The sequence below is a fragment of the Dubosiella muris genome, assembly GCF_004793885.1.
GTDB classification, from domain to species: domain Bacteria; phylum Bacillota_I; class Bacilli_A; order Erysipelotrichales; family Erysipelotrichaceae; genus Dubosiella; species Dubosiella muris.
This window is the reverse complement of sequence record NZ_SRYG01000005.1, coordinates 21,696-46,321: the sequence shown is the minus strand read 5'-3', so window position 1 is coordinate 46,321 and position 24,626 is coordinate 21,696. Positions and strand designations below refer to the sequence as shown.

Annotated in this window: 24 protein-coding genes, 1 tRNA gene and 1 other RNA gene; 21 read left to right on the top strand and 5 right to left on the bottom strand. The window is 50.7% G+C overall.

Annotated features, from left to right (window positions below):
• Positions 1–147 precede the first annotated feature (147 nt).
• From E5336_RS03415 to pflA, 4 genes are all read left to right on the top strand, one after another.
• Positions 148–1,767, top strand: a complete 1,620-nt coding sequence (locus E5336_RS03415) for an ATP-binding cassette domain-containing protein (RefSeq protein WP_135979682.1) — start codon at positions 148–150, stop codon at positions 1,765–1,767.
• A gap of 90 nt (positions 1,768–1,857) precedes the next feature.
• Complete coding sequence (locus E5336_RS03410) at positions 1,858–3,027, top strand: MalY/PatB family protein (RefSeq protein WP_135979681.1); 1,170 nt, start codon at positions 1,858–1,860, stop codon at positions 3,025–3,027.
• A gap of 94 nt (positions 3,028–3,121) precedes the next feature.
• A complete protein-coding gene (gene pflB / locus E5336_RS03405; protein ID WP_135979680.1) occupies positions 3,122–5,368 on the top strand; it encodes a formate C-acetyltransferase in 2,247 nt (748 codons plus the stop codon).
• A gap of 47 nt (positions 5,369–5,415) precedes the next feature.
• On the top strand, positions 5,416–6,159 hold the full coding sequence (gene pflA / locus E5336_RS03400) for a pyruvate formate-lyase-activating protein (RefSeq protein ID WP_135979679.1): 744 nt from the start codon (positions 5,416–5,418) through the stop codon (positions 6,157–6,159).
• A gap of 85 nt (positions 6,160–6,244) precedes the next feature.
• On the opposite strand, the gene E5336_RS03395 is transcribed toward pflA, so the two are convergent.
• The gene (locus tag E5336_RS03395; RefSeq protein ID WP_135979678.1) at positions 6,245–8,836 is read right to left on the bottom strand and encodes a transglycosylase domain-containing protein; all 2,592 of its coding nucleotides are present in this window, start codon (positions 8,834–8,836) and stop codon (positions 6,245–6,247) included.
• Positions 8,836–9,417, bottom strand: a complete 582-nt coding sequence (recU, locus tag E5336_RS03390; protein ID WP_135979677.1) for a Holliday junction resolvase RecU — start codon at positions 9,415–9,417, stop codon at positions 8,836–8,838. Before recU ends, E5336_RS03395 begins: the two co-directional genes overlap by 1 nt.
• Positions 9,418–9,728: 311 nt before the next feature.
• Between recU and E5336_RS03385 the strand changes: the two genes are divergently transcribed.
• The 6 genes from E5336_RS03385 to E5336_RS03360 all read left to right on the top strand — a co-directional run bounded on the left by E5336_RS03385 (position 9,729) and on the right by E5336_RS03360 (position 13,276).
• Positions 9,729–10,064 (top strand): DivIVA domain-containing protein, encoded by a 336-nt coding sequence (locus E5336_RS03385; protein WP_135979676.1) that lies wholly within the window; start codon positions 9,729–9,731, stop codon positions 10,062–10,064.
• Positions 10,065–10,085: 21 nt separating this feature from the next.
• Positions 10,086–10,427: RNase P RNA component class B (rnpB, locus tag E5336_RS03380), an RNA gene on the top strand.
• Positions 10,428–10,591: 164 nt separating this feature from the next.
• A complete protein-coding gene (locus tag E5336_RS03375; protein ID WP_135979675.1) occupies positions 10,592–11,560 on the top strand; it encodes a magnesium transporter CorA family protein in 969 nt (322 codons plus the stop codon).
• A gap of 97 nt (positions 11,561–11,657) precedes the next feature.
• Complete coding sequence (locus E5336_RS03370) at positions 11,658–12,533, top strand: sugar phosphate isomerase/epimerase family protein (RefSeq protein ID WP_135979674.1); 876 nt, start codon at positions 11,658–11,660, stop codon at positions 12,531–12,533.
• 73 nt (positions 12,534–12,606) lie between these two features.
• Positions 12,607–12,786 (top strand): hypothetical protein, encoded by a 180-nt coding sequence (locus E5336_RS03365; protein WP_135979673.1) that lies wholly within the window; start codon positions 12,607–12,609, stop codon positions 12,784–12,786.
• 67 nt (positions 12,787–12,853) lie between these two features.
• Positions 12,854–13,276: a hypothetical protein gene (locus E5336_RS03360; protein ID WP_135979672.1), complete on the top strand. Its 423-nt coding sequence runs from the start codon at positions 12,854–12,856 to the stop codon at positions 13,274–13,276.
• A gap of 98 nt (positions 13,277–13,374) precedes the next feature.
• Here the strand turns inward: E5336_RS03360 and E5336_RS03355 are convergent.
• Both E5336_RS03355 and E5336_RS03350 read right to left on the bottom strand, forming a co-directional pair.
• Positions 13,375–13,449, bottom strand: a tRNA-Glu gene (locus E5336_RS03355).
• Positions 13,450–13,524: 75 nt separating this feature from the next.
• The gene (locus E5336_RS03350; RefSeq protein ID WP_168353541.1) at positions 13,525–14,226 is read right to left on the bottom strand and encodes an XRE family transcriptional regulator; all 702 of its coding nucleotides are present in this window, start codon (positions 14,224–14,226) and stop codon (positions 13,525–13,527) included.
• A 276-nt stretch (positions 14,227–14,502) separates the two neighbouring features.
• On the opposite strand from E5336_RS03350, the gene E5336_RS12355 reads away from it, so the two are divergent.
• The 8 genes from E5336_RS12355 (at position 14,503) to E5336_RS03315 (ending at position 22,317) form a co-directional block, all read left to right on the top strand.
• A complete protein-coding gene (locus E5336_RS12355) occupies positions 14,503–14,679 on the top strand; it encodes a hypothetical protein (protein ID WP_168353540.1) in 177 nt (58 codons plus the stop codon).
• A 76-nt stretch (positions 14,680–14,755) separates the two neighbouring features.
• Positions 14,756–15,007 (top strand): hypothetical protein, encoded by a 252-nt coding sequence (locus E5336_RS03345; RefSeq protein WP_135979670.1) that lies wholly within the window; start codon positions 14,756–14,758, stop codon positions 15,005–15,007.
• A gap of 137 nt (positions 15,008–15,144) precedes the next feature.
• Positions 15,145–17,235: a sodium-translocating pyrophosphatase gene (locus E5336_RS03340; RefSeq protein ID WP_277820767.1), complete on the top strand. Its 2,091-nt coding sequence runs from the start codon at positions 15,145–15,147 to the stop codon at positions 17,233–17,235.
• A gap of 92 nt (positions 17,236–17,327) precedes the next feature.
• Positions 17,328–19,232: a BglG family transcription antiterminator gene (locus E5336_RS03335; protein WP_135979669.1), complete on the top strand. Its 1,905-nt coding sequence runs from the start codon at positions 17,328–17,330 to the stop codon at positions 19,230–19,232.
• Between the two features lie 419 nt (positions 19,233–19,651).
• Positions 19,652–19,960, top strand: coding sequence for a PTS sugar transporter subunit IIB (locus E5336_RS03330; protein ID WP_135979668.1), 309 nt, complete (start codon positions 19,652–19,654; stop codon positions 19,958–19,960).
• 73 nt (positions 19,961–20,033) lie between these two features.
• Positions 20,034–21,284 carry a PTS sugar transporter subunit IIC gene (locus E5336_RS03325; protein ID WP_277820766.1) on the top strand — a complete coding sequence of 417 codons (1,251 nt, stop codon included), beginning with the start codon at positions 20,034–20,036 and terminating at the stop codon, positions 21,282–21,284.
• A 35-nt stretch (positions 21,285–21,319) separates the two neighbouring features.
• On the top strand, positions 21,320–21,649 hold the full coding sequence (locus E5336_RS03320) for a PTS sugar transporter subunit IIA (RefSeq protein WP_135979666.1): 330 nt from the start codon (positions 21,320–21,322) through the stop codon (positions 21,647–21,649).
• A 101-nt stretch (positions 21,650–21,750) separates the two neighbouring features.
• The gene (locus tag E5336_RS03315; RefSeq protein WP_135979665.1) at positions 21,751–22,317 is read left to right on the top strand and encodes a hypothetical protein; all 567 of its coding nucleotides are present in this window, start codon (positions 21,751–21,753) and stop codon (positions 22,315–22,317) included.
• Here the strand turns inward: E5336_RS03315 and E5336_RS03310 are convergent.
• The gene (locus tag E5336_RS03310; RefSeq protein ID WP_135979664.1) at positions 22,314–22,871 is read right to left on the bottom strand and encodes a hypothetical protein; all 558 of its coding nucleotides are present in this window, start codon (positions 22,869–22,871) and stop codon (positions 22,314–22,316) included. The two genes, E5336_RS03315 and E5336_RS03310, sit on opposite strands and share 4 nt — an antisense overlap.
• Positions 22,872–23,054: 183 nt before the next feature.
• On the opposite strand from E5336_RS03310, the gene E5336_RS03305 reads away from it, so the two are divergent.
• The 3 genes from E5336_RS03305 to E5336_RS03295 all read left to right on the top strand — a co-directional run bounded on the left by E5336_RS03305 (position 23,055) and on the right by E5336_RS03295 (position 24,594).
• Positions 23,055–23,591, top strand: coding sequence for a hypothetical protein (locus tag E5336_RS03305; protein WP_135979663.1), 537 nt, complete (start codon positions 23,055–23,057; stop codon positions 23,589–23,591).
• A gap of 11 nt (positions 23,592–23,602) precedes the next feature.
• Positions 23,603–24,169: a hypothetical protein gene (locus E5336_RS03300; protein ID WP_135979662.1), complete on the top strand. Its 567-nt coding sequence runs from the start codon at positions 23,603–23,605 to the stop codon at positions 24,167–24,169.
• 116 nt (positions 24,170–24,285) lie between these two features.
• On the top strand, positions 24,286–24,594 hold the full coding sequence (locus E5336_RS03295) for a PTS sugar transporter subunit IIB (protein ID WP_135979661.1): 309 nt from the start codon (positions 24,286–24,288) through the stop codon (positions 24,592–24,594).
• Positions 24,595–24,626: the final 32 nt, after the last annotated feature.

Here is a 24,626-nt window from a genome sequence, read left to right as displayed (position 1 = left end):
TGAAAGAATTATTCGTTTATCCAAATAAAAGGATTTTTTTCTATGTTCTTTCTTTTGATTCACAAGATTTCTGGATGGATTGTCTGCCACGAACCTTGTGGCGCTGGCGTGATTTGTCCCGTATCGTAAAAGCAGGGAGGCGGTACGATGAAAATTCTTATGACACAAAACCGCAAAGGGTTTCTTTTGGCGATTCTCGCCATTGTTTTCCATTCCATGCTGATGCTGTTTCAAGCGACGCTGCTCGGCCTCGTATTCGACCATTTAGACAACGTCACGCAGCCTTGGCTGCTCGCGTTGATTGGCGCGTACATCGCGCTGACGCTAGGCTGCTCGCTGTATATCGACTTTGCCAAAGAGTCGCTCAAGCGCGATATTCGCCGTTTTTTGCTTGAAAAAGGCGTTCACGCGTATATGCATATGGACGAGCTCGCATTTGAAAAGCAGGATATGAGCGCGTGCGTCAACACGATGACGACGGAAGTGGATCTTGTGATCGAGCAATACGTGACGCCGCTGCTCAACACGTTTGGTCTGGCCGCGTCGTTTGTGCTCTCGAGCGTGTATTTCCTGTTTCTGGACTGGCGGATGCTCGCGTTTTTATATGCCGGCAGCGCGCTGACGTTTGCCATCAACCGCCTATGCCAGCCCCGGCTGGCGAAAAATCAGAAACAAATCCTGCGCGCGAAAAGCGACTGGATCGCCACGCTGCAAGGATTTTACCGCAATTTTTCCACAATCAAGGATTATGGCTTGGAGGAAAGGGAAAGCGAGGCGCTTGCCCGGTCCAGTGATGGTAGCGTGCAGGCACATTTTCGCGGCGGACTCGAGCTCGCCAACCTCGACTCCGTCGACCTGGATATTGGCATGGCGATGTTTTTTGGCTTGTTGATTTTGTGCGGGACGCTTTTTTCCGGCACGATATCGCCCGGCCTTGCGATCACGGCCATTCAGCTGAGCAACTCCATCGTGGATCCGATCATCAATTTCACGACGATTTGGAACCGGCTCAACGCGTCCAGGCCGGTGCTGGAACGTTTCCTGGCGATGGAAACGACAGCTTCTGCGCCGGAGCCTTTGGCCATCGACGGGCCGGTCGAAACGATTGAAATCGACACGCCCGTCGTCAAAGTCGGGGACAAGGCGCTGCTCCACGACATTCATTTGCGGTTTGAAAAAGGGAAGAAATACATGATCGTCGGGCCGTCGGGGTGCGGGAAAACGACGCTGCTGCGCACTCTCAAAGGCGCGATTCCATCCTCTGACGTACGTCTGAATGGAAAGGCGGGCTTGTCGATGAAGGCGCAGCTTTGCGTTGTCGGCCAGCATATGGCGCTTTTTCCATGGACGCTGGCGCAAAACATCGCGCTCAACGAGCCAGCCGCGCCTTCGACGATCGACGCGCTGCTCGCCCAGGTGCATTTGTCCCATCTCGATCCCGGTCGTCTGATGCGGCTGGACAACGACACGCTCAGCGGCGGGGAGCTACAGCGCGTCCAGCTTGCCCGGGTACTTGCCCAGCATCGGCCTTGGCTCTTTCTGGACGAGGCGTTTTCCGCGCTCGACCACGAAACGACTTGTCGTTTGGAAGCGATGTACGTAGCCGATCCGGACAGATCCGTCATTTCCATTTGCCACAAGCCGGTGATGAAAAACCTCAAGTATTACGACAAAATCATCACGATGGAAAGCGGAACGGTTCAAAGCGTGCTTGATCCAGCCGCGTGGAAACAGAAAAACGGCGCGCTTGCGTCCAGCGCGGCGTAACGTCGTTTCTTTTGGCGGCGGCGGCTTTCTTCTTTGGAAACGGTTTCGTATAATAAACACGAAACAGACGTTAAGAAGGAGGAATGGACGATGTATGATTTTGACAAGGTCATTGACCGGAAGGGAACAGGGTGCGCCAAGTACGACGCGGCGCATACAAACGATCCCGAACTCGTTTCGATGTGGGTGGCCGATATGGATTTTGAAGTGCTTCCCGAAATCCGCGAGGCGATCGTGAAGCGCGCCAGCCACCCGGTGTATGGCTATCCGATTTTGACCGACGGCTATTTGCGGGCGGTCGTGGACTGGATGAAGACCCGGCACGGTTTTCAAGTGGAAAAGGAATGGATCGTGTGCACGGGCGGGGTGGTGCCGGCTTTGAAGCTCGCCGTGCAGGCGTACACGAAGCCAGACGACGCCGTGCTCGTTTTGAAGCCGGTGTACTACCCGTTCGACCGGGCGGTTTTGGAAAACGGCCGGACGCTGGTCGAATGTCCGCTTGATTTGAAAGAAGGCCGATACGCTCTTGATTTCGACTTGTTTGAAAAACAAATCGTGGAAAACGACGTGAGGATGTTTATTTTGTGCAATCCGCACAATCCGCTTGGCATTGTGTGGTCGAAAGACGATTTGCTGAAAATGGGGAAGATCTGCCAAAAGCACGGAGTGCTCGTCGTCAGCGACGAGATCCATATGGATTTTGTATATCCGGGCTATACGCATGTCCCGTTTTTTGAAGTGGATCCGTCGTTCAAGGATTTTTCCATCGTGTGCACGGCGCCGTCCAAAACGTTTAATTTGGCCGGCTTGTGGACGTCGAACATCCTCATCGCCGACCCGGCGCTGCGCAAGGCGTTTGAAGAAGCCAAGTCGCGCTGCGGCGTGACCGATCCGAACATTTTCGGCATGGCAGCTTGCGAGGCGGCGTACACCTATGGCGCAAACTGGGTCGACGAGCTGCTCGTCTACTTGCGTGGCAACATCGAATACATGAAGGCCTTTTTCGCCGAGCACATGCCGATGGTGCGCGTGATCGAGCCCCAGGGGCTGTATTTGGTGTGGGTCGATTTCCGCGGCCTGGGACTGGACGCCAAACAGCTCGAGGAGTTCATGCTGAAGAAGGCGCACGTCTGGCTGGACGAAGGCTATATTTTCGGCCGGGGCGGCGAAGGGTTCGAACGCTTTAACGTGGCATGTCCGCGTTCGGTTTTGAAAAAAGGACTGGAGCAGATCCGGGCGGCGTACAACGAGTTAGTTTAAACTAATTTTAGTTGACTTTCCTAGTCTTTGCCGATATATTTATTAAGGAAAAGCGAAGCGGAAGCGCGCTTTTGAATCGAGAGGGAGGAGTCACATGAAAGAACAATGGCGAGGATTTCGCGGGACAAAATGGCAGGATGAAGTCGATGTCCGCGATTTTATCCAAAACAACTACACTCCATACGATGGAGACGAATCGTTTTTAGCCGACGCGACCGACGCGACGGACCAGCTATGGGGCGAATTGCAGCGGCTGCAAAAAGAGGAGCGGGCCAAAAACGGCGTGCTGGATATGGAGACGGAAGTTGTTTCGAGCCTGACTTCCTATGGACCAGGATACATTAGCGAAGCGTTGAAAGATTTGGAGCAGGTGGTTGGTTTGCAGACGGACAAACCGCTGAAACGCGCGTTTATGCCGTATGGCGGCATTCGTATGAGCGAGGAGGCGTGCACGACGTACGGCTACCAGCCTAGCGAGAAGCTGCATGAGATTTTTACGAAATACCACAAAACGCACAACGACGCGGTGTTTAGCGCGTACACGCCGGAAATGCGTCTGGCGCGCCGCAACAAAATCGTGACCGGACTGCCGGATACGTATGGACGCGGCCGGATCGTCGGCGACTACCGCCGGGTGGCGCTTTATGGAATCGACTTTTTGATTCGGGAAAAAGAGAAGGATCTGGCGTATTGCGGCGATGGCACGATGACCGACGACATCATCCGCCAGCGCGAGGAAATTGCGGATCAAATCAAGGCGCTGAAAGGCATGAAGGAAATGGCCGCTTCGTATGGCTACGACATTTCCGGACCGGCAACCAACGCCAAGGAAGCGGTGCAGTGGCTGTATTTTGGCTATTTGGCCGCGATCAAGACGCAAAACGGCGCCGCCATGTCGGTGGGCCGGATCTCGACGTTCCTGGATATTTATTTTGAGCGCGATTTGCGCGAAGGCGTTTTGACCGAAGCCGAGGCGCAGGAAATCATCGACCATATGACGATGAAGTTCCGCATGGTGAAATTCGCCCGGATTCCAAGCTACAACCAGCTGTTCTCCGGCGACCCGGTTTGGGCGACGCTTGATGTCGGCGGCCTGGGCATGGATGGCCGTTCGATGGTGACGAAAACGTGTTTCCGTTTCCTGCACACGCTGGAAAACATGGGGCCGAGCCCGGAACCGAACTTGACGGTGCTGTACTCGTCCAGACTGCCGGAAACGTTTAAGAAGTACGCCGCGAAAGTGTCGATCGACACGAGCTCTGTGCAGTACGAAAACGACGACGTGATGCGTGTGGAATGGGGCGATGACTACGCGGTGTGCTGCTGTGTGAGCGCGACCCAGACCGGCAAGGAAATGCAGTTCTTTGGCGCCCGCGCCAATTTGGCGAAGTGCCTGCTTTACGCGATCAACGGCGGCGTGGATGAAAAATCCAAAGTGCAGGTGGGCCCGGAATACAAGCCGATTACCAGCGAGATTCTCGACTATGACGAGGTCATGCACAAATACGACATCATGATGGACTGGCTGGCCGGATTGTATGTGAACATTTTGAATCTGATTCAGTATTTCCACGACAAATACTATTACGAGGCGAGCCAGATGGCGCTGATCGACACGGATGTGCGCCGCACGTTCGCGACCGGCATCGCGGGATTCTCGCACGTCGTGGATTCGCTTTGCGCGATCAAATACGCGACGGTCAAGACGATTCGCGACGAGGACGGCATCGTGGTGGATTACGAGGTGGAAGGCGACTTCCCTCGCTATGGCAACGACGACGACCGGGCCGATGAAATCGCGGTGTGGCTGTTGAAGGAGTTCATGAACAAGATCCGCAAGCACCACACGTACCGCGATTCGGAGCCGACGACGTCGATTTTGACGATCACGTCCAATGTCGTGTATGGCAAGGCAACCGGCGCGCTGCCGGATGGACGCAAGGCGGGCGAGCCGTTGGCTCCGGGCGCGAATCCTTCCTATGGCGCGGAACAAAACGGATTGCTGGCTTCGCTCAACAGCGTGGCTAAACTGCCTTACGAGTACGCGCTGGATGGTATTTCGAACACGCAGACGATGAATCCAAGCGCCCTTGGCCATGACGCGCAAGAGCGGATGGACAATCTCGTGCACGTGCTCGATGGCTATTTTGATCAGGGCGCGCATCACTTGAACGTCAACGTGTTTGGCATTGAAAAGCTGATGGACGCCATGGAGCATCCGGAAAAAGAAGAGTACGCGAATTTCACGATCCGGGTATCCGGCTACGCGGTGAAATTTATCGACTTGACGCGTGAGCAGCAGCTGGATGTCATTTCCAGAACTTGCCACGATCGGTTATAAAAAAATAAAAGTCCGGCGCGACCGGGCTTTTTGTATGAAAGGAAGCTATGAACAACAATTTAGGTGCGATTCATTCAATCGAAACGTTTGGCTCGGTCGATGGACCGGGTGTCCGGTTTGTCGTCTTTTTGCAAGGGTGCCGGATGCGGTGCCAGTTTTGCCACAACGCCGACACGTGGCAGACAAAAGAGGGCGACGTAAAGCCGGCCGCTCTGCTGGCGAAGGCGAAGCGCTATCAAACGTATTGGCGCGACCAGGGCGGAATCACGGTAAGCGGGGGAGAGCCGCTGCTGCAAATTGATTTTGTGACGGAGCTGTTTCGGCTCGCGAAAGCCGAAGGCATCCACACGACGCTGGACACGTGCGGGCAGCCGTTTACGCGCGAGGGGGCCATGTTCGCGAAAATCGAGGCGCTGATGGCGGTGACAGACTTGGTGCTGCTCGACATCAAGCATATCGACGAGAAAGCCCACACGCGGCTAACGCGCTGGTCCAATCGAAACATTCTTGATTTTGCCAAGTATTTAGACGAGATTGGCAAGCCGGTTTGGATCCGTCATGTGCTGGTGCCGACCATCAACGACGAGGACCGGTATTTGATCGCGCTCGACCGCTTCGTTTCCTCGTTGTCGAATGTGGAGCGTGTGGAAGTTCTACCGTATCATACGATGGGGGCTTACAAATGGAAGGCGCTCGGTATGGACTATCCTCTGGAAGGCGTCGAGCCACCCACGCCGGCGCGCATCGCGAACGCCAACCGGCTGCTGCATACAGGCAAAGAAACGGATTGATGGCGATACGGCCGTTCCCGCTGCGGGGGCGGCTTTTTTTATGAGCTACAAAAAAGGCTCTTTTCAGAGCCTTGGAAAAGTTTGTTTATAGCCAGCTAAAGAGGTTGAAGAACCCTTTGAAGCGAGGGAAGACCAAACCGGCCGGAACGTCCGGATTACCGTTGTTTCCGCCATTTCCATTCGCGTTGCCGTTTCCGTTGCCGCCCTGGTTGTCGCCACCCTGGTTAACATCCCCGCCGGGATTGCCGCCCTGGTTGTCGCCGCCCTGGCTTGGATCGTCGACTGTATCGTAAATGCAGACGCCGTTGGCGTAGGTGCCGCCGTTGTTGACGCATTCGTCGATCGCGGCTTGCTCGTTGTCTTTGTCTTCATCCGGCTTTTCCTCTTCGGCTGCCACGCAGGCGTTGCCGTTGAGCTCATAGCCTTCCGGACAGCTGCATGCGCCGCCATCCCATGTACCGCCGCTGCCAACACATGCGTTTTCGTCGGTGTTTTCCTCTTGCTTCGTGATACACAAGCCCGCTTCATCGTCCCAGGTGCCGCCATTGGCCGCGCACGCGGTGGACGGGTCGTATACTGGCGCCGAGGAAGTGTCGCCGCGGTTGACATATTCGGTCTTGATGTAGCCCCCTCGATAGTCGGATACGCCGTCCGGCCGCTCGATGGCGTGGTAGTTGCCGTACTGCTGGCAATAATCCAGCAAGTAATGGGAAATATGGAATGCGGTCGCCATGTTCAGCTGCGCGATATCAATATAGTAGCCTTGCTGCTGATATTTTGACGTATAGCCTGACCACACCGATACCGAGAACTGGCTCGTGTAGGCGCAGGACCACTCGTCCTTGACGACGCCAAGCGGAATGCCATACTGCAAACCGTCGTCCGCCCAGTCGGATGTACCGGACTTGGCGTAAACCGGATAGCTCGAGGCGAGAATCTGGTTGTAGTTGTTGTAGCCGCCCGTGACGACTTTTTCAAGCAAGGTCGACATCATGAACGCCGCCTGCTCGGAAATGAGCTCGTTGGTTTGGGCGTTGGACGCGAATTCCGCCTGATCCGAGCGCCGTACGACTTTGCGGATGCGGTGGGCGTCCACGTGCTGTCCCTTGTTGCCAAAGATCGTGTAGGCGCTTGCCTGCTCGATTGGCGAGGCGAACATGTTGGCGCCGCCAATCGCGTATTGTTCGACGAAGTCGTTCGCGACATCCTCTTTGTAGCCTAGTTTTCGACAGTACTCTTTCCAGTAATCCAAACCGGTATCCTTGACGAGGTCGATCATGGCCGCGGCCGCAGTCGTGTTTTTCGATACGCCCAGCGCGTCCTGCAACGACATGTTGCCCTGGTAGCGGCGGTCGGAGTTTTGCAAGTTGGAACCGGTCGTGAAGTAGTCTTTTGGAACGTCCTGCACGGTGTGGGTCGTCGCCCAGCCGAGAATGTCGAACGTTGGCGCGTAGGCGAGCAGCGGCTTCATCGAGGAGCCAGGCTGTCTGGCGTCTTTCGAGTTGTCGCGCTCAGAGTTGGTGTGGTAGTTTCGTCCCGGCCCGACGGCGATGATTTCGCCGCTGGCGTTGTCGATGACGGCGAATCCGACATCGAAGGCTTCATTTGGGAACGGCACGATGTTGCCGTTGCAAATTTCATCGGCCTGCTTTTGCACATCCTGATTGAGGGATGTGTAAATGTCCATCGGGATGATGCTTGGATCCTGTCCGGTCAGCGTTTTGCATTCTTCGATCGTTTGCTGGATGAAAGCCGCGTTTGGATCGACTTTGACGGTCAGGTTCGTCTGGAGCGCGAACTCGAGCCGTGCGTTTTTGGCGAGTTCGTATTCTTCCTCCGTGATGTAGCCGTGCTGGAGCATGAGCCGCAGCGTCGTGTTCCGCCGCTCGGTGGCCGCTTTCAGGAAGTCGACTTCCGAGCCGTTGTCGATGTTGTTGAGCGGGTTGTTGTTGTAGGGAGCGTTGATGGCGCCGGCCAGGAACGCCGCCTCGCCAAGGTTCAGCTCGCTGACGTCTTTGTTAAAGAAATACTTCGCCGCTTTTTGCACGCCGCGCGTGTTCTGTCCCGATCCGAACCAGATCCGGTTTACATAAAAGTCGAAGATGTCTTCTTTGTTGATGCTTTGCTCGGCGATCAGAGCCAAATAAATTTCCTGGATCTTGAGCTTGAGCTGGGTGAGCTTGTTGTATTTGCCCTCGTTTGTGAGTTTTTCCTCCTGGTTTTTCGTGAAGGCGTTGTCGATCATCTGCATGGTCAAGGTCGAACCGCCTTGCGCGAAGCCCCCGCTGCGCAAGTTGGCGATTCCGGCCGCCATGAATCGAGGCAAATCGAATCCGTTATGATCGAAGAAGCGCGAATCCTCGATGGATAAAAACGCGTCGACGAGCGATTGCGGAATTTGCTCGTACGTCACGTCTTCGCGAATTTCGTCGCCAAATTCGAAAATGAGATTTCCCGCTCCGTCAAAGATGCGGGAGTTGGACAAGGTCGACAGGCCGTCCTGCGAAAACCGCATGCCTTCGGGATCGTTGATGATGTTGACTAAAATAAAGAATACGGATATGCAGCCGACCAGAAACAAGGTCAGAATGCAGACGGCGATCTTGTTCCAAATATCGAGTTTTCGCCGTTTCGGCTTCGGAGCGGCCGCGTTGTTTGGTTTCGGGTTATCCGGCATTAATTTTCCTCCTTAAAATACAGTGCTTCGACGACTTTCAAATAGTCAAGCCGTGGATACAGGCCTTCTTTAATAAGATGGCCGTTTTGTTCGAACCAGTCGTACGGAATCGCATAACCGGTCGTCTTCTTGATTGTTCGAATGAGCAGGGGGGCGTCGACAAGATACGTCTTTCCGTAATAGGAAAAACGGATGATGAAGAAGCCGATTCCGCCGTGCCGTTCCACGAGTTCCAAATGCTTGATCTGGTGGGCGTGGATCATTTGCAGCGGCAGCCGCGACTTGTTTTTGGTTTCTTTCGCCTCGAAATCGACATATTTGCCTTTATAAAGACCGTTGTAGTCCGTCGTCGACGGGGTCCGGTAGTACGCCTCGATGATCTTCGCGCGATCGCGGCGCGGGTAGTCGACGCGGACCACCTGGATCGGGGTCGGTTTTTTATAAATCAGCGCGATGTTCAAATCCTTGTAGTACGTGTTGGACGCGTTGATGTCTTTTTCGAGGGTCGCGCCGCGCTTGGAATGATTGTCGATGTTTTTCGCAATCTGGTAAGGCGGGCTTCCGTTTGGGTAGTTGATCATGCTCACTTACTTATTATACCTTAAATGATAATAAAGTTTCTCCATAAAAATGAAAAAGTCATAAATTGGATTCGCGCGCAAGCAAGGATGGCGGATTCATCGTATCATGTTTGGAAAGAACTCTCTATTCTTCCACTTTTCCGGCTGGAAAAATGGAGGAAGATAAAAATCCGAAATCGGACTTGCGTTTTTGTCATAAAAAAGGCATAATGATTAAGTTGATTTTTTCTGGCTTTAAAGGCATAATATTTAAGTTGATTTTTTAAGAGTTCAAAGGCATAATATAATAGTTAATACCGGGGAGGGTCACGATGTCTAAAGATATGAATTTAACAGCTCAAGTGATTTACGAAAAAGAATTTCACGTGGACTTAAAAGGGTATGCGCCTGGAGAGGTGGATGAATTTCTCGATCAGGTCATTGAAGATTATCAAAATTACGATGAGAAGATTGAAGAGCTTGGAAGTGCATTGACTCGTTACGAAGCGAAGATCAAGGAGCTTCAGCAGCAAGTTTTTGCGCTTCAAACGGAAAATCAAAACCTTCAGGAGCAGAAGGATCAGGATTTCGTGAACGCGAATACCGATCAGGTTGATATTTTAAAACGAATCGCCCGTTTGGAAAAAGCGGTTTTTAATCAAAACTAAGGGATCATTGGATCCGTTACTCCAATTCGGCAGTTGCTGGTCGAAAGGCTAGAGGAAAGTCCATGCTCGCACGATCTGCGATGATCGTAGTGTTTGTGCTGGATGAATCAATAAGTCCAGGCACGCGCAAGCGTGACGGCCGGCTTGAATCCTAACCCGTATGGTATGGATGAGAGCCTTTAAAAGTGCCACAGAGACGAGTCTTTATGGAAACATAAAGAGTGGAACGGGTAAACCCCGCAAGCGAGAAACCCAAATTTGGTAGGGGAACCGGCCAAAGCGAATCGGAAGCCGAGGCTGGATGCATTTTGCATAGATAAATAGCTGCCGCCGGGAAACCGGAACAGAACATGGCTTATGAATTGGAGGAGAAAGTGAAACGAATAGTTTCGCTTTTTTTTTTTCGGTGATACAATACAAAACAGAAAGAAGGTGCACGTATGTCTCCAGACCCGCATGAGCGAATTGAACAAAACAGCAACCAGACGGAGGCATGTGCATGACCTCCGAAAGCAAGGAGGTACAAAGTGTTAGAATTTTACAAGACGAATGAACAAGGCGTGACGGCCAGAATCGAATCCCCGGAACCGGGATGCTGGGTCAACGCGATCGCGCCAACGTATGAGGAACGAAACTATTTGATTGAGAAAATCGGTGTTTTGCCCGAGTTTGTCAAGTCCTCGCTGGATGAGGAGGAAAGCGCCCATATCGACTACGACGACGATGTCGACCAGACGCTTGTGATTTTTGACTACCCGAACATGAACGAGGAGGAAGATCCGATCAACCGCCCTCAAAAGGAAAAAGAGCTGACGCTCCAGTATATGACGCTGCCGCTGGGTGTCGTTATTTTAAAGGGCTATATTGTCACGATTAGCTTGTATGAAAACAACAATGTCAACGACTTGGCTTCAGGACGGGTCAAAGGTCTGGATACGAAGCTGAAAACGCGGTTTTTACTGCTGCTTTTGCTCCGGATTTCCCAGCGCTATTTGATTTATTTGCGCCAAATCGACCGGCTGTCGTCGCGGACGGAAAAAAAGCTGTATCAGACGCCCGACAACAAGGAGCTGATCGACATGCTTGGGCTGGAAAAGTCGCTCGTCTACTTTTCGACTTCGCTGAAGTCGGATGAGCTGACGCTTTCCAAGATCATGCGCGGACGGCAAATCAAGCTGTACGAGGACGACGAGGACTTGCTTGAGGACGTCATGATCGAGATCAAGCAGGCGGTGGAGATGTGTAGCATTTACTCGGGCATTTTGTCGAGCACGATGGACACGTTCGCCAACGTCATTTCGAACAACTTGAACTTTATCATGCAAATTTTGACGGTAATTACCATCGTTATGGCGATTCCGAACATGATTTTTGGCTTTTACGGCATGAACGTGAAAGACTTGCTGTTTCCGTTCGCCTGGTTCCCGCTGCTGCTGGCGGTGATCGCCTGCGTCTGCGCGATTTTTATCTTTAAGAAAAAAGACATGTTCCATTGATGAATCTTTGGCGGCTGCTCCTTGAGCATTCGCTTTTTTTATTATGGACAAAAACGATATATAGATATATCATTTAAGAAAAGGGAGAGGTGGAAGTATGAGATATTCGATCATTACCGATCAGGTGGACGAGGATTTGGAACGGGCGCTGGCGAAAATCCAAAGCGAAGGCTTGCGCGAGGTAGAACTGCACAACGTGTTTGGCAAAACGATCGAGCAGTGTGACGACGAGGAAGTGGAGCGGATCCGGACGCTGCTCAAACAGTACGGGATGCGTGTCAGCTCGATCGCGTCGACGATTTTCTTTTTGTGCCCGCTGTACGAGGGCGATCAGGTGAGTTTGTTCAATCCTTCTTTTTATACGATCGAGGGCGATGCCGACGCGCATTTGGAGTACGCTCGCCGCGCGTGCCGCATCGCGAAGGCGCTCGGGGCGCCGGTTGTGCGGGCGTTTCCGTTTCGGGCACCCGACAACCGGAAGGGGCCGTATGGAACCGACGAGGATTTTGAACGGATCGTAGCGCAAATGCGGCGGCTGGCGGCGATCGCGGAAGAGGAGAGAGTCGTGATCGCGATTGAAAACTGCCCGTATTCTCATTTGCCAAAGGGGGAAATGACGCTTAAATTGTGGAAGGCGGTTCAAAGTGACTGGATTCGTCTGCTTTGGGATCCGGCCAACTCGTTCCGGGCCGAAATCAAGCAGGTGCCCGGACAATACCAGTCCTGGACGCTGGAAGAGGAGGCGAAACGACTGCTTCCGATGATCGCCCACATTCACATCAAAGACTACTCGATCGACGTTTCCCAGGCGAAGCCGTTTGTCCATGAGGTGCTTGGACAAGGGGACATCGACTTTCCGGCTGTGCTTCGTGTTTTAAAGGAGGGCGGATACACGGGGGCGCTTTCGCTGGAGCCGGAAGTCGACGCAGAAGGCGCGATCGAGTGCATTCGTCAATTAAAAGCGATGACTTAATTGTGAAAAAAATAACAAATAACTTGCTTCTTATACCGGAATCCGTATACTAAGGGTATGAGGAGCGAGACATATGGTGATTTCTAGAGAAGACTTGATTCGTGATTTTGAAAAGATCCTGCCAAGGCTGGACGAGGAGGAAGTGTTTATTCTTCAGGGCGGCCACATCGTGGCGAAGCTGTGTGTCCCGTGCGGACCGGGATCGCAGGATGAAAAAGTGGAAATGCGTTCCATGCGGACGATGAATCTTTGAGGTTGACAGGCGTTACATTTCACGCCTGTTTTTTTTCAGTGTAAGATATTTACGAAAGGATTGGTAAATGTCTATGGAAGCGAAAGGAAGTACCTTGCTGAAGGTCGTTGGCTATATTTTTGTGATTTTAGGTATTTTGTCGCTGTGCATTCAAATTGGCGGCTTGATTTCGGACGATATCATCGCCACGGTGCAGGGAAGCGTCATTGGCGAGCTGTTTATTTTGGATTCGGGCACGCTGGCTGTCGGCATGCTCGTTTCGGTTGCTGAACTGGCAGCTGGCTATATGGCGGTGAAAATGGCGTCGAACCTTTTGTACGCGAGAACGTTGCGTTACTACGGAATCGGCCTGCTTGTGTTGTTTGTCGTGGAGGCTTTGTTTTACTTTGGCGCCAATGGCAACGTGAGCTGGATCGCGTACGGGATCTTGTTCGTGCTGTCGGCGTTGTATGTGATTGGCGCCTGGATGAACGAGAAAGCGGCGAAGTAAAAGGACAACGATGAGGCGGTGAAACGAAGGCGGATCCGCTTTTTTTGTGTCGAAACGAAAAAAAAACTTCACGAATTTCGTGAAGTGAATTGATAAAATGGCAGCGCGTACGGGGTTCGAACCCGTGATACAGCCTTGAGAGGGCTGTGGCTTAACCGCTTGCCGAACGCGCCATGTGCATAAACGATTTTAGCACAGGAAGAAAAAAAAAGATACCTCTTTTGGCATCTTTTTTTACTTTTTTTTGATTAAATAGCGCCAAGCACTTTGCCGACGCAGCGGATATCCATGCCCGGCGTGAATTCGATGTCCGGATATTCCGGATTTAAAGAGTGCAGGGAATTGGCGCGGTACTCTTTGATGAACGAGTTGCCGTCAATGATGAAGATCCCGATCTCGCCGATGTTGACCGAAGGCTGGGACGCGATCTTGACGAGATCGCCATCCATGTATTTTGGTTCCATACTGTGCCCGTCGACCCGCAGCACGTAGTCGATCTTCCGGTTGAGCGCGGTATCCGGCAGCTCGATCGTTTCCTGTTCGACGTCGTCGCCCAGATAGTTTCCGGCGCCAGCCGCCGGAGAAACCTGGAAAAACGGAATCGAAAGCGATTGCGGCAGATCCAGATTTTCCGGATTGGAGTGGTCGAGGATCTTGTTGATCATCTCGTCCACGAGGTTTTGCTGCCAGGGCTCCAGCGCCCGGAACTTTTCGATGTGGTAGCGCTCGACTTCCGAAAGCGACTTGCCGTCGTCCTCCCAGTCCATGATGCTGTTCGGCGTCGTGTCCAGGATCCGGCACAAGCTTAAAATCGTGTCGGCGTCCGGCTTGTTGTCGCCCCGCTCCCAGTTGGAGATCACGTTTTTCGTCTTTCCAAGCATTTTCGCGAGTTCGCCCTGCGTGATCTTTTTCTTTTTACGTGATTTTTTGATTTGTTGTGGTAATGCCATGATGCACATTGCCGTATTCATTCGCAAGGCGTCGGCGAACGAATGCGGCGCCTCCTTTCTATTTTTGTCGATCGTTTCGTTGCCAGGAGTCGCATTTTCGGTTCCGGATCCGAAAAATATAGACTTTTCCTGTTTTAATACTATCAAAACAGGGCACAGAAGTCTATAAAAAATCAGAAAAAATGAGACGTTCCATATTGCACCGCCACAAAAACTGTGTTAATATCCATTTGCACAGAAAAAATGGTAAAAAGCCATTGGAAAGGAAGCGTAATTATGAGTTATGAGTTTATGGATATGATCAATGATCATGTGGAAACCCGTCTTCAAGATGAGCAGGAGCGGCTTGTGAAGCAGGAGCGCGCCAAAGAGCTTCGCACCCACCAGATCGTTTTCGCCATTTGTTCCTCGGTGTTTTTTCTGCTGACTTTTCTTTTGGAAACGCCGCATTAGCGAGGAAAAAAGCATGGGGTTTGCCTGCGGTTCTGGTTTTGGGTATGATGAAACCATGAAAAAGGAGGCGTTTCCCATGTCATTAAAAACCCATTTGGATGCGATTCGCGAATACGGACACAAGATTGGTCCGGCGGAAGTCAACACCAACACCGCGCCGGTGGAATACTATGTCGAGGACGAGAAAGGGCGCCGCACCCCGATCACCAACAACGAGGCGCTGCAATTTATCGCCAACGCGAAGATGGACGATCCGGCCGGGGGCATCAACACGTACGATAATTATACGAAACTCTTTACTATTTTAGGTATTCGTCCAAAATGGTAATCAAAGCCGATTTCTTTGGAAATCGGTTTTTTTGTGGGAAAATAGCGGAAAAACCATTCTTGAAACCGTTTACAGTTTTATGAAAAGGGTATACAATACTAAATATCTTTGAGTAGAGAAAGGAAGAGGAAAAGGTTATGGAGTTTGATTCTTCAAAAATGGTCACGTTTTTATTGATCGTGATCGCAGTCGCGCTGTTGGCGCTTGTGTACGCCGCTAACTTGTTTGTGACCGTCAAACGCGAAAGCTCGGGCAACAAACGAATGAAAGCGCTCAGCTCGTACATTCATGAAGGGGCGATGGCCTTCCTGAAAAGAGAGTACAAAATCATTATCATTTTCATCGTAATCGTCGCGCTGCTGCTGACAGGACTTGGATTCATTCCGTCGCTGCAAGGCATCGACGGCGTGGGAATCAACGGCGCGATCTGTTTCGTGATCGGCGCGTTGAGCAGCGGTCTGGCCGGCTTTATCGGCATGCAGGCGGCGACGATGGCCAACGCGAAGGTGGCGCAGGCGGCCCGCGAAAACGGCATGTCCAAAGCGCTGAATGTCGCCTTTAACGGCGGTTCCGTTCTTGGAATCAGCGTGGTTGGCTTTGGCTTGTTTGGATTGGCCTTGCTGTATGTGGTCTTCACCTACGTTCTGGGCGATCCGATCCAGGCGGTTCCGGTCGTGGCCGGCTACAGTCTTGGCTGCTCGTTTATCGCTTTGTTCGCCCGTGTCGGCGGTGGAATTTACACGAAGGCGGCCGATGTCGGCGCGGATCTTGTTGGAAAAGTGGAAGCGGGAATTCCGGAAGACGATCCAAGAAACCCGGCGGTTATCGCGGACAATGTCGGCGACAACGTCGGCGATATCGCGGGCATGGGCTCCGATTTGACGGAATCGTACGTTGGCGCGATCGTGTCGGCCATCTCGCTGGGACTGACCGTCACGATTCTTGGCGAGAACTACACGCTCCAGGCGGCTTTGTTCCCGTTTGTGGTGGCGGCTGTCGGCATTATCGCCTCGATTTTGGCGCAGCTGTTCGTGCGGATGAAATCGTGGGACAACCCGCAAAAGGCGCTGTCGATCGCGACATACGTGGCGACGGGCATCGTCATTATCGCGGCGTTCATGGCAAGCACATGGCTGTTTGGAACGATGAATCCGTTTTTCTCGGTTATGACAGGCTTGATCGTCGGGATCCTGCTTGGAAAAATCGCCGAGTACTACACGTCGGATGAATACCGGAAAGTGAAGGAAATCGCGGCGGAATCCCAGACGGGTCACGCCACGAATATTATTTCCGGGTTCTCGGTTGGAATGGAATCGACGATGCTGACCGTCGTCGTTCTCGTGCTTGGAATCATCTTGTCGTTCATGTTCTTCGACATGTACGGCATCGCGCTGGGCGCTGTCGGCATGTTGTCGACGTGCGGCATCACGGTTTCTGTCGACGCGTACGGGCCAATCGCGGACAACGCGGGTGGCATCGCCGAAATGGCGGAGCTGGATCCGGGTGTGCGCAAGATCACGGACCGTCTGGATTCGGTTGGAAACACGACCGCGGCGATGGGAAAAGGCTTCTGTATCGGCTCGGCGGCGTTTACGGCGCTGGCGATGATTGTCGCGTTCGCCGAGGCGGCCAACTTGTCCGTTATCTCGCTTTTGCAGCCGGGCGTTTTGGTCGGTTTGCTGTTTGGGGCGATGCTTCCATACTTCTTCACGTCCTTGACGATTCGCTCGGTTGGAAAAGCGGCCAACCATATGATCAACGAGGTGCGCCGCCAGTTCAAGGCGGATGCCGGCATTATTAAAGGAACGTCCAAACCGGATTACGCGCGCTGCGTCGACATTTCCACGCAGGCGGCGCTCAAGGAAATGGTCGTGCCGGGCTGCATCGCCATCGTTTCGCCGGTGCTGGTGGGCGTGCTGCTTGGATGCGAAGGCCTTGGCGGCATGCTGCTGGGGGCGCTTATCTCGGCCATCATGCTGGCTGTGTTTATGGCCAATTCCGGCGGCGCGTGGGACAACGCGAAGAAATTTATCGAGAGCGGCCAGTTTGGCGGCAAAGGCTCGGATACCCACAAGGCGGCGGTTACGGGCGATACGGTCGGCGATCCATTCAAGGATACGGCGGGACCGGCGATGGATATTTTGATCAAATTGATGTCTGTCATTTCCTTGATGCTCGCGCCGGTTCTCGTGCAAATGGAACCGTTGCTCAGCTTCCTGTTCAAGTAATGAAAAAGATAGAAAGACCGATCTGTCGGTCTTTTTTTCAATTCTATTTTTTGATACGATAATGACAACGGAACAGAAAGAGAGGAGAGGTCATGATGATGGGGGTGCGGTTGCAGGAGTTGTTCAATTTGATGAGTCAAAATGAATACCGGTCAGCCACATATTTTGCGCAACGTTTGAATGTCAGCTTGAAAACCGTGCGAAACGATATAAAAAAGCTGGATTGTATTTTGAATCACCATGGCGCGTCGATCGAATCGAAGGCGCACAATGGGTATCGGATGGTGGTGGAAGAGCCGGAAGCGTTTGAGGAATGGTTCAACAAAAATGTGGAGGAACGGCCGGTGGAAGGACAAAACCGGAACGTGGTCGTGCTTGAAAAGCTGTTGAACGCCCATGGCTTTGTGAAAATCGACGATTTATGCGAAATGCTGTACATTTCCAGAACGAGCATATCCGCCTCGCTGCGACAAATCGAGGACATGTTCAAAGAGTACCGGCTGAAAATCATTCGCAAGCCGGCGTGCGGGATCCGAATCGAGGGCGAGGAGTTCGACATCCGGCGTCTTCTTTGCTATTGCCAGCTCAAATACCATTTTTTTGACAATGAACGCGTCGACGCCAATTCCGATTCGGTGTGGCTTGGCCAGACAATCGTTTCTTTGCTGAACAAATACGACTTGCATTTGTCGGAAGTCGCGCTTGATAATTTCGCGAACTATGTATACGTGGGGATGAAACGGATTTTGAGCGGTTATATCGTCAATTTGAATTTGAACGTGGAAAGCTTTAGTGCGATTGGCATTAAGGAATCGTCTTTTTGCAACGAGCTGGTCGAGCTGCTGGAATCGCAGTTTGGCGTGACGTATACGGCCGACGAGAAAAACTATATTTTGCTGTATTTGGGCGGCAAGCAAATGACCGCGGGCGGCAACTATCCAATCGAAAGCGACGACAACTTTATTTTCAATCGCGAAATCGACCAGCTTTCCTACGACATGATCGAGCTCATACGGCGGGAGTTCCAAATTTCGTTTTCCAACAATTTCGAGCTACGGATGACATTGAACCGCCATCTTGTCCCGTTCGACATTCGAATGAAGTACGGCTTGCCGCTGACGAATCCGATGATTGACGAAATCAAGAAAAACTACTCGCTGGCGTACGACATGGCTATTCGCGCGTCGAGCATTTTGAAGAAGCATTATAAAACCGACCTTTCCGAGGACGAGATCGGCTATTTGGCGCTGATTTTCGCGCTGCAAATCGACAAGGATTCAAACGATCCAATTAAGAAGTCGAACGTTTTGATCGTATCGAACGCCAATTCGTCGACGATGAACGTGTTCAAGCAAAAATACGAGCAGGCGTTTTTCTCGTCCATCAACCATTTGTATGTGTCGGATTCGCTCGGCTTGCGCAATTTCGATTTTTCGCTTGTCGACTACGTGTTCACGACCGTGCCGATCTTGATCGAGATTCCGAAACCGATTTTCGAAATCAACTCGTTTATGGAAGGAAACGACATGCAAAGCATCGAGGAGGCGCTTTGGCGCGCCGAGTCCAACGAGCTCCGTCGCTTTTACACGCCGAAGCGGTTTTTGACGAACTTGAAAGGGCGCGATAAAAACGCGATCCTGAAGGAAATGTGCGAAATCGTGGAAAGTCAGGAAACTGTGTCGAGCGACTTTTATGAACTGGTCATGGCGCGTGAGGAATATCCGCATATGATGTACAAAAATCAAATCGCGCTGCCGCATCCAAACCGGATTTGCTCGACATACACGTTCGCGTACATCGCCGTTCTGGACGAGCCGATTGAATGGAACGACGAAATGATCCGTGTCGTTTTGCTGTCGTCGCCCGGATCCCAGGACAGCAAGAACCGGCAGAAGTTTTACGAGCTAACAGCCCGCTTCGCCCTGGACCATGAAGCGGTCGCCTCCTTGATAGAGGATCCGCAATTTACCAAATTTATCGAACTGCTGGGGATATAATAAAAGCCGCTTTGCACGAGCAGGGCGGTTTTTTTTGTGGTAAGCCGCAAAAAGATAGTGTATTTTTATAACGTTTTATTGCCACATATGGCAGGCAGTTTCAGGGAAAAATAGAAAACGGAAGAAAAAGGAAACTTTCAGGAGAACGAAATGTGGTAATTTGTAACGTGGTCGAAACATTGTGTGAAAAATCGTGATAAAAATCGAAAAAAAATGTAGAATTTATCAGATTTCATAGGTATAATTGCATTGTAAACGGTTGCTTACCATATTGAATGTGGCAAATGTTTCTATGGTGATTTTGCATCCATTGCATATAATAAATGGTGTGAGGCAAGGTAAAGCGCTCACATTTCTGGAGGTAGTGACCATATAGTATCTATGTGGTACAAATAAAAAGTAGAAAGGAGAGAAGAAATATGTTAACTGTAAGATTGTTCTGTGCTGCTGGAATGTCAACAAGCTTGCTGGTGAACAAGATGATCGAGGAAGCCAAAAAAGAAGGCAAGGAAGTGGATATCGTCGCATATCCTGTCAACGAACTTGACCGCCGTCTGGATGGCGTGGATGTCGCTCTGCTTGGACCGCAAGTTGGTTACATGAAGAAAAAAGCACAAAAGATCGCCGGTGACGCGGGAGTTCCTCTCGATGTGATCCCAATGGCTGACTATGGACGCTGCAACGGAAAAGCGGTTCTTGGGCTCGCTGAAAAACTGGCTAAAAAATAAGTAAAAGAAAAAAAGGAAAATAGGAGAGAAAAAGATGAGTGAATTTATTAATGATAAAGTCATACCTCCAGTGATGGGCTTTATCAACACGAAACCTATGCAGGCGTTGAAAGACGGTTTGCTGTATTCGATGCCATTGATGATCGTAGGTTCTGTATTCTTGCTTTTGCAACAGTTCCCAATTTCTGCAGTTGGTGACTTTCTGACCAGTGTTGGTTTGTACGACATCTTCACGACGACGTACGCGAACACATTCAACATTATGTCTTTGATCGCTGCTATGGGTATCGCCTACACCTACGCGAAAAACGAAGGATTCGAAGGTATGCCGGCCGCGGTTATCTCGCTGTCTGTTTGGCTGATGTCCCAGCCTCAGTCGGTTATGTTCAACGACGAAGCCGTTGGAAGCGTCATCGACCGTACTTGGCTTGCCGGTCAAGGTATGGTTGGCGCCCTGATCTTCGGTGTCATCGTTGGTATGATTTACTGCTGGTTCCTGAAAAAGGACATCACGATCAAAATGCCTGCCGGCGTGCCTCAAGGTGTTGCCAACGCGTTTACGGCGTTGATTCCAGCCGCGGTTATCATCGTTGGATGGACGGCTATCGTTTACGTCGTTGAATTGGCCGCTGGTACGACGGTCATGGAATTGGTTTACAGCGCGATCCAGGCTCCGCTGCAAGGCTTGACGGACAACCTGGGTGGTGTTATCGCTCACCAGTTCCTCGTTACGTTCCTGTGGTGGTTTGGTATCCACGGTGCGACGGTTGTCGGCGGTGTCATGGGTGGTATCCTGACAGCCAACGTTTCGGACAACCAGGCGATTCTCGACTCCGGTCGCGAACTGACGGTTGCCAACGGTGGACATATCTTCACTTCGCAGCTGATTGACCAGTTCTGTACAGTAACCGGTTCCGGTTTGACTCTTGGTCTTGTTGTTTACTTGTGCTTCTTCGCCAAATCCGAGCAGTTGAAGTCCATTGGTAAACTCGGTTTGGGCCCAGGCGTCTTCAATATCAACGAGCCGATCCTGTTCGGTACGCCAATCGTATTGAACCCGATGCTCGCGGTTCCGTTTATCTTGACTCCGGTACTGTCCGGTGCCTTGACTTATCTGCTCATCCAATGGGGCATCCTGCCGATGTTTACCGGTGTCGTTGTTCCTTGGACAACCCCTCCAATCATTTCCGGTCTGTTGGTTAACGGATGGAAAACGATGGTATGGCAGGCAATCGTCATTGTGGGATCGTTCTTCACGTACTTCCCATTCATCAAGATGTACGACAACCAGCTGTATAAAGAAGAGCAGGAAGCCGCTGAATAAAAACACAAATTACATTATTATAAGGAGAAATAAAGATGGAAGGTTTAGAATTAATCTGTTTCCAAATCATCTCTGCATCCGGTGGAGCGAAATCCGCGTACATGGCTGCTTTGGAAGCTGCGAAAGAAGGCAACTACGAAGAAGCTGAAAACATGATCAAGGAAGGCGACGAAATGTTGAACCAGGGTCATGCACCGCACGCGACACTCGTTCAGCAGGAAGCAGCCGGCAATTCTCCGGAAGTTTCTTTGATCCTGATCCACGCGGAAGACCAGATGATGGGTGCTGAAACGTTCAAAGCGATGGTTGAGCAGATGATCGACGTGTACAAAGAAATTGATGCTTTGAAAGCGAAGCTTGCTTAATAAAATGAAAGAGATCCAATACGAGGATCTCTTTTTTTTATGGTTATATGATTCGATAAACGGAAATGGAAAGAATAATATAGAAGCAGAAGGAGAAATGTATGCTCAGACGATTTTATTATTCGGATTTATTTATCGACGGACAGGAAATCACGCCGTATTATATGCCGCAGTTTATTTTATCCCTTGGAAAGTCAAAGCCATCTCCCGGTTTTCCGTTTATTTACAGCTGTAACGTGACTGACCGGGGCATTGAGCTCCACAGTTTGCCGTATCCAAAAATCGGCCACGACATCGCGTACAAAGACATCAAATACATTGACTTGTATGTCGTAAAACGCGTATGGGGTATAGCATGGACAATGCTGATCGCGCCTGAGTTCAATCTGGATTTGATCGTCCACACATACGATCATGATGAGGAAATCGAAATTCCCGCCTGTTTTGAGGGAAAAAGGATGTGCGAAAAGATTCGGGAAAACGGTGTGCCCGTTTACGACCGGTTTCATATTTACGAACAGTTCCCGGACGCCCAGTCATTTCGGGCTGGTTTTGCACAACATTTCCTTGAGTGCTATCCGGCTTTGGCCGAAAAATACAATTTAGATGATCCAAGGATGGGCTTTAAAAAGTCGGTTTCTTTAAAGGAAATTTGGAAGAAACGCTAAAGGCGCTGTCTTGCGGTAAAGCCGATGCGCGGGTCGTCGAGCCCGTATTCGGCTGCCAGCGCGTGGTAATGCTCGTCGAAATAGCTGGCGAAGTCTTTCTTGAACGACTCTTCATTTGTAAAGCGCTCGAACACGCCAAACGCGTCATGGACATAAATATGGTTTTCTTTCAAACGCTGTATCGCTTCCACAAAGGAATATGTGGCGGGAAACTCGATTTCCAGTTTTGGATCGTCCCGTCCGTTGTCTTTTAAATGCACGACAAGATCGAAATTGTAGTAGGGAACGAGCATTGAAAGGAAAGTTCCACCTTCCCATTTTCGTCGAATCACGAACAGTTCTATGCTTCCGATTTCGGTATAGGGGATGTTTTTTCTCTGATTTGGCTTCGTCAGTCGTGTCAGTTCCAAGCTGTCCAGTGTGAAATGACAAACGGTTTGCATACCGAAAACGGCAGGCAGAAAATAAAAAGGGACAACGAGAATCAAGCTGGCATTGCTTGTTTTGCGCTTGGTGTCGATCCAGAGGTTGCCATAGTAAAATTCGTTAAGCATAAAAAGAACCTTCTTTCTTTTTTTCCACCATAGCACGTTTGAAAGCGGTTGACAAACGTTTTCATCTTTTTCTTCTTTCTCTTATTTTTTCTGATTATTTGATTGTTTGCTAGGATGAATCGCGATATAATAAAAATGGAATTAATATAATCGGAATTTTCTAAATGCAGAGAGGAGAACAAAGTGTTAAAAAACTTTTATTATGTGGACGCGTTTGTAGACGGACAGGAAAAGACGCCCTACTACATTCCGCAATTCATTCTTTCGAATCGAAACGCGCCGCTTGGTTACCCGTTCATTTACGGCTGCGACTTTCGGTATGACGGTTTGTATTTGCATCGGCTGACCAATCCCAACGACCGGTTTTCGATTCCGTATTCCGAAATCAAATGGATCGACTTGTACGTCGTGCGTCGGCGCTGGGGAACGACGATCCTGACGATGATGATTCCGTGCTTCGATTTCGACTTGATCGTCCACACGGAGCATGACGAGTACGAAATCGAGTTTCCGGCCTTCTTTGGATTTCTGGAAGTGATGGAACGTTTGAGAGCGGAAAATATTTATGTGATGGATGTGCTCGACGTGTTTAAACGGTTTCCGGATCAGGAAGCTTTCAAATCATATTTTGGATCGTATTTTGAGAAAAATTATCATACCATCGCCCAAGAACATGGACTAGACGATCCGCGTATTGGCTTTAAGAAAACATCTTGGTAGAAAGGGACAACATGAAACAACGCTATTACTACGCCCAGTTGATGACGGGCAAAAAGAAACGTTCGTACGCGAGCAAGGCGAAAAATTTCACAAAAAAGATTTTCGCGATGTCGGGATTCGCCGTCGACGCGTCGATGAGTATTTCGCATCCGTTCATTCGTGGCTGCGATTTCAAATACAACGAAATCGAGTTGTACCGCATACAGGATCCAAACGATACGATTTCGATTCCGTATTCCGGAATCAAATGGATCGACTTGTACGTCGTGGCCAGACGATGGGCTGGCGGCGGCATGCTCATAGCGCTCAACGTCATGTACAACTTCGATTTGGTCATCCATCTTGAACATGGCGGGGAAATCGAAGTGGAGTTTCCAGCCGACTTCGCGTTTAAGAAAATCATGGAAGAGCTGCGACCCGCCAGCGTGCCGGTCATCGATGTCTTCGACGTGTTTGTCCATTTCCCGGACGAAAAGACATTCAAGAAGGAGTTTCCGACTTATTTTGGTGAGCATTACCACGATTTGGCGATGCAGTACGGCCTCGAAGATCCGCGCGTGACATTCAATCCAATGTAAAGCCAATCATTATAGCATTCCTTTTGCGATTAAGGTTGTGTTTTGCCATAGTTTGAGGTAAAATTCTCATAGAAAGCGATTACATTTTGGAAAAATGAAATCAAAAGGAGGATATTATGTTAACTATTAGATTGTTCTGCGCCGCAGGCATGTCGACGAGCCTTCTCGTGAATAAAATGATCGAAGAGGCGAAAAAAGAAGGAAAAGAAGTGGATATCGTGGCATATCCGGTCAACGAGCTGGATCGTCGTCTGGCGGGTGTTGACGCCGCTTTGCTGGGACCACAAGTTGGGTATATGAAGAAAAAAGCGCAAAAGATCGCCGGAGACGCGGGTGTGCCTCTTGATGTAATTCCAATGGCTGACTATGGACGCTGCAACGGAAAAGCCGTATTGGAACTGGCGGAAAAACTGGCCGCAAAATAAACAAACGAAGGAAGAAAAAATGCTCAAATGTC

Coding starts and splice junctions, on each gene's coding strand:
- E5336_RS03335 (WP_135979669.1), top strand. CDS start 17,328: ATGATGATGGGGGTGCGGTTGCAGGAGTTGTTCAATTTGATGAGTCAA.
- E5336_RS03300 (WP_135979662.1), top strand. CDS start 23,603: ATGAAACAACGCTATTACTACGCCCAGTTGATGACGGGCAAAAAGAAA.
- E5336_RS03320 (WP_135979666.1), top strand. CDS start 21,320: ATGGAAGGTTTAGAATTAATCTGTTTCCAAATCATCTCTGCATCCGGT.
- E5336_RS03315 (WP_135979665.1), top strand. CDS start 21,751: ATGCTCAGACGATTTTATTATTCGGATTTATTTATCGACGGACAGGAA.
- E5336_RS03360 (WP_135979672.1), top strand. CDS start 12,854: ATGTCTATGGAAGCGAAAGGAAGTACCTTGCTGAAGGTCGTTGGCTAT.
- E5336_RS03385 (WP_135979676.1), top strand. CDS start 9,729: ATGTCTAAAGATATGAATTTAACAGCTCAAGTGATTTACGAAAAAGAA.
- E5336_RS03410 (WP_135979681.1), top strand. CDS start 1,858: ATGTATGATTTTGACAAGGTCATTGACCGGAAGGGAACAGGGTGCGCC.
- E5336_RS03415 (WP_135979682.1), top strand. CDS start 148: ATGAAAATTCTTATGACACAAAACCGCAAAGGGTTTCTTTTGGCGATT.
- E5336_RS03395 (WP_135979678.1), bottom strand. CDS start 8,836: ATGCCGGATAACCCGAAACCAAACAACGCGGCCGCTCCGAAGCCGAAA.
- pflA (WP_135979679.1), top strand. CDS start 5,416: ATGAACAACAATTTAGGTGCGATTCATTCAATCGAAACGTTTGGCTCG.
- recU (WP_135979677.1), bottom strand. CDS start 9,417: ATGATCAACTACCCAAACGGAAGCCCGCCTTACCAGATTGCGAAAAAC.
- E5336_RS03365 (WP_135979673.1), top strand. CDS start 12,607: ATGGTGATTTCTAGAGAAGACTTGATTCGTGATTTTGAAAAGATCCTG.
- pflB (WP_135979680.1), top strand. CDS start 3,122: ATGAAAGAACAATGGCGAGGATTTCGCGGGACAAAATGGCAGGATGAA.
- E5336_RS03330 (WP_135979668.1), top strand. CDS start 19,652: ATGTTAACTGTAAGATTGTTCTGTGCTGCTGGAATGTCAACAAGCTTG.
- E5336_RS03345 (WP_135979670.1), top strand. CDS start 14,756: ATGTCATTAAAAACCCATTTGGATGCGATTCGCGAATACGGACACAAG.
- E5336_RS03325 (WP_277820766.1), top strand. CDS start 20,034: ATGGGCTTTATCAACACGAAACCTATGCAGGCGTTGAAAGACGGTTTG.
- E5336_RS03310 (WP_135979664.1), bottom strand. CDS start 22,871: ATGCTTAACGAATTTTACTATGGCAACCTCTGGATCGACACCAAGCGC.
- E5336_RS03350 (WP_168353541.1), bottom strand. CDS start 14,226: ATGGCATTACCACAACAAATCAAAAAATCACGTAAAAAGAAAAAGATC.
- E5336_RS12355 (WP_168353540.1), top strand. CDS start 14,503: ATGAGTTATGAGTTTATGGATATGATCAATGATCATGTGGAAACCCGT.
- E5336_RS03295 (WP_135979661.1), top strand. CDS start 24,286: ATGTTAACTATTAGATTGTTCTGCGCCGCAGGCATGTCGACGAGCCTT.
- E5336_RS03340 (WP_277820767.1), top strand. CDS start 15,145: ATGGAGTTTGATTCTTCAAAAATGGTCACGTTTTTATTGATCGTGATC.
- E5336_RS03370 (WP_135979674.1), top strand. CDS start 11,658: ATGAGATATTCGATCATTACCGATCAGGTGGACGAGGATTTGGAACGG.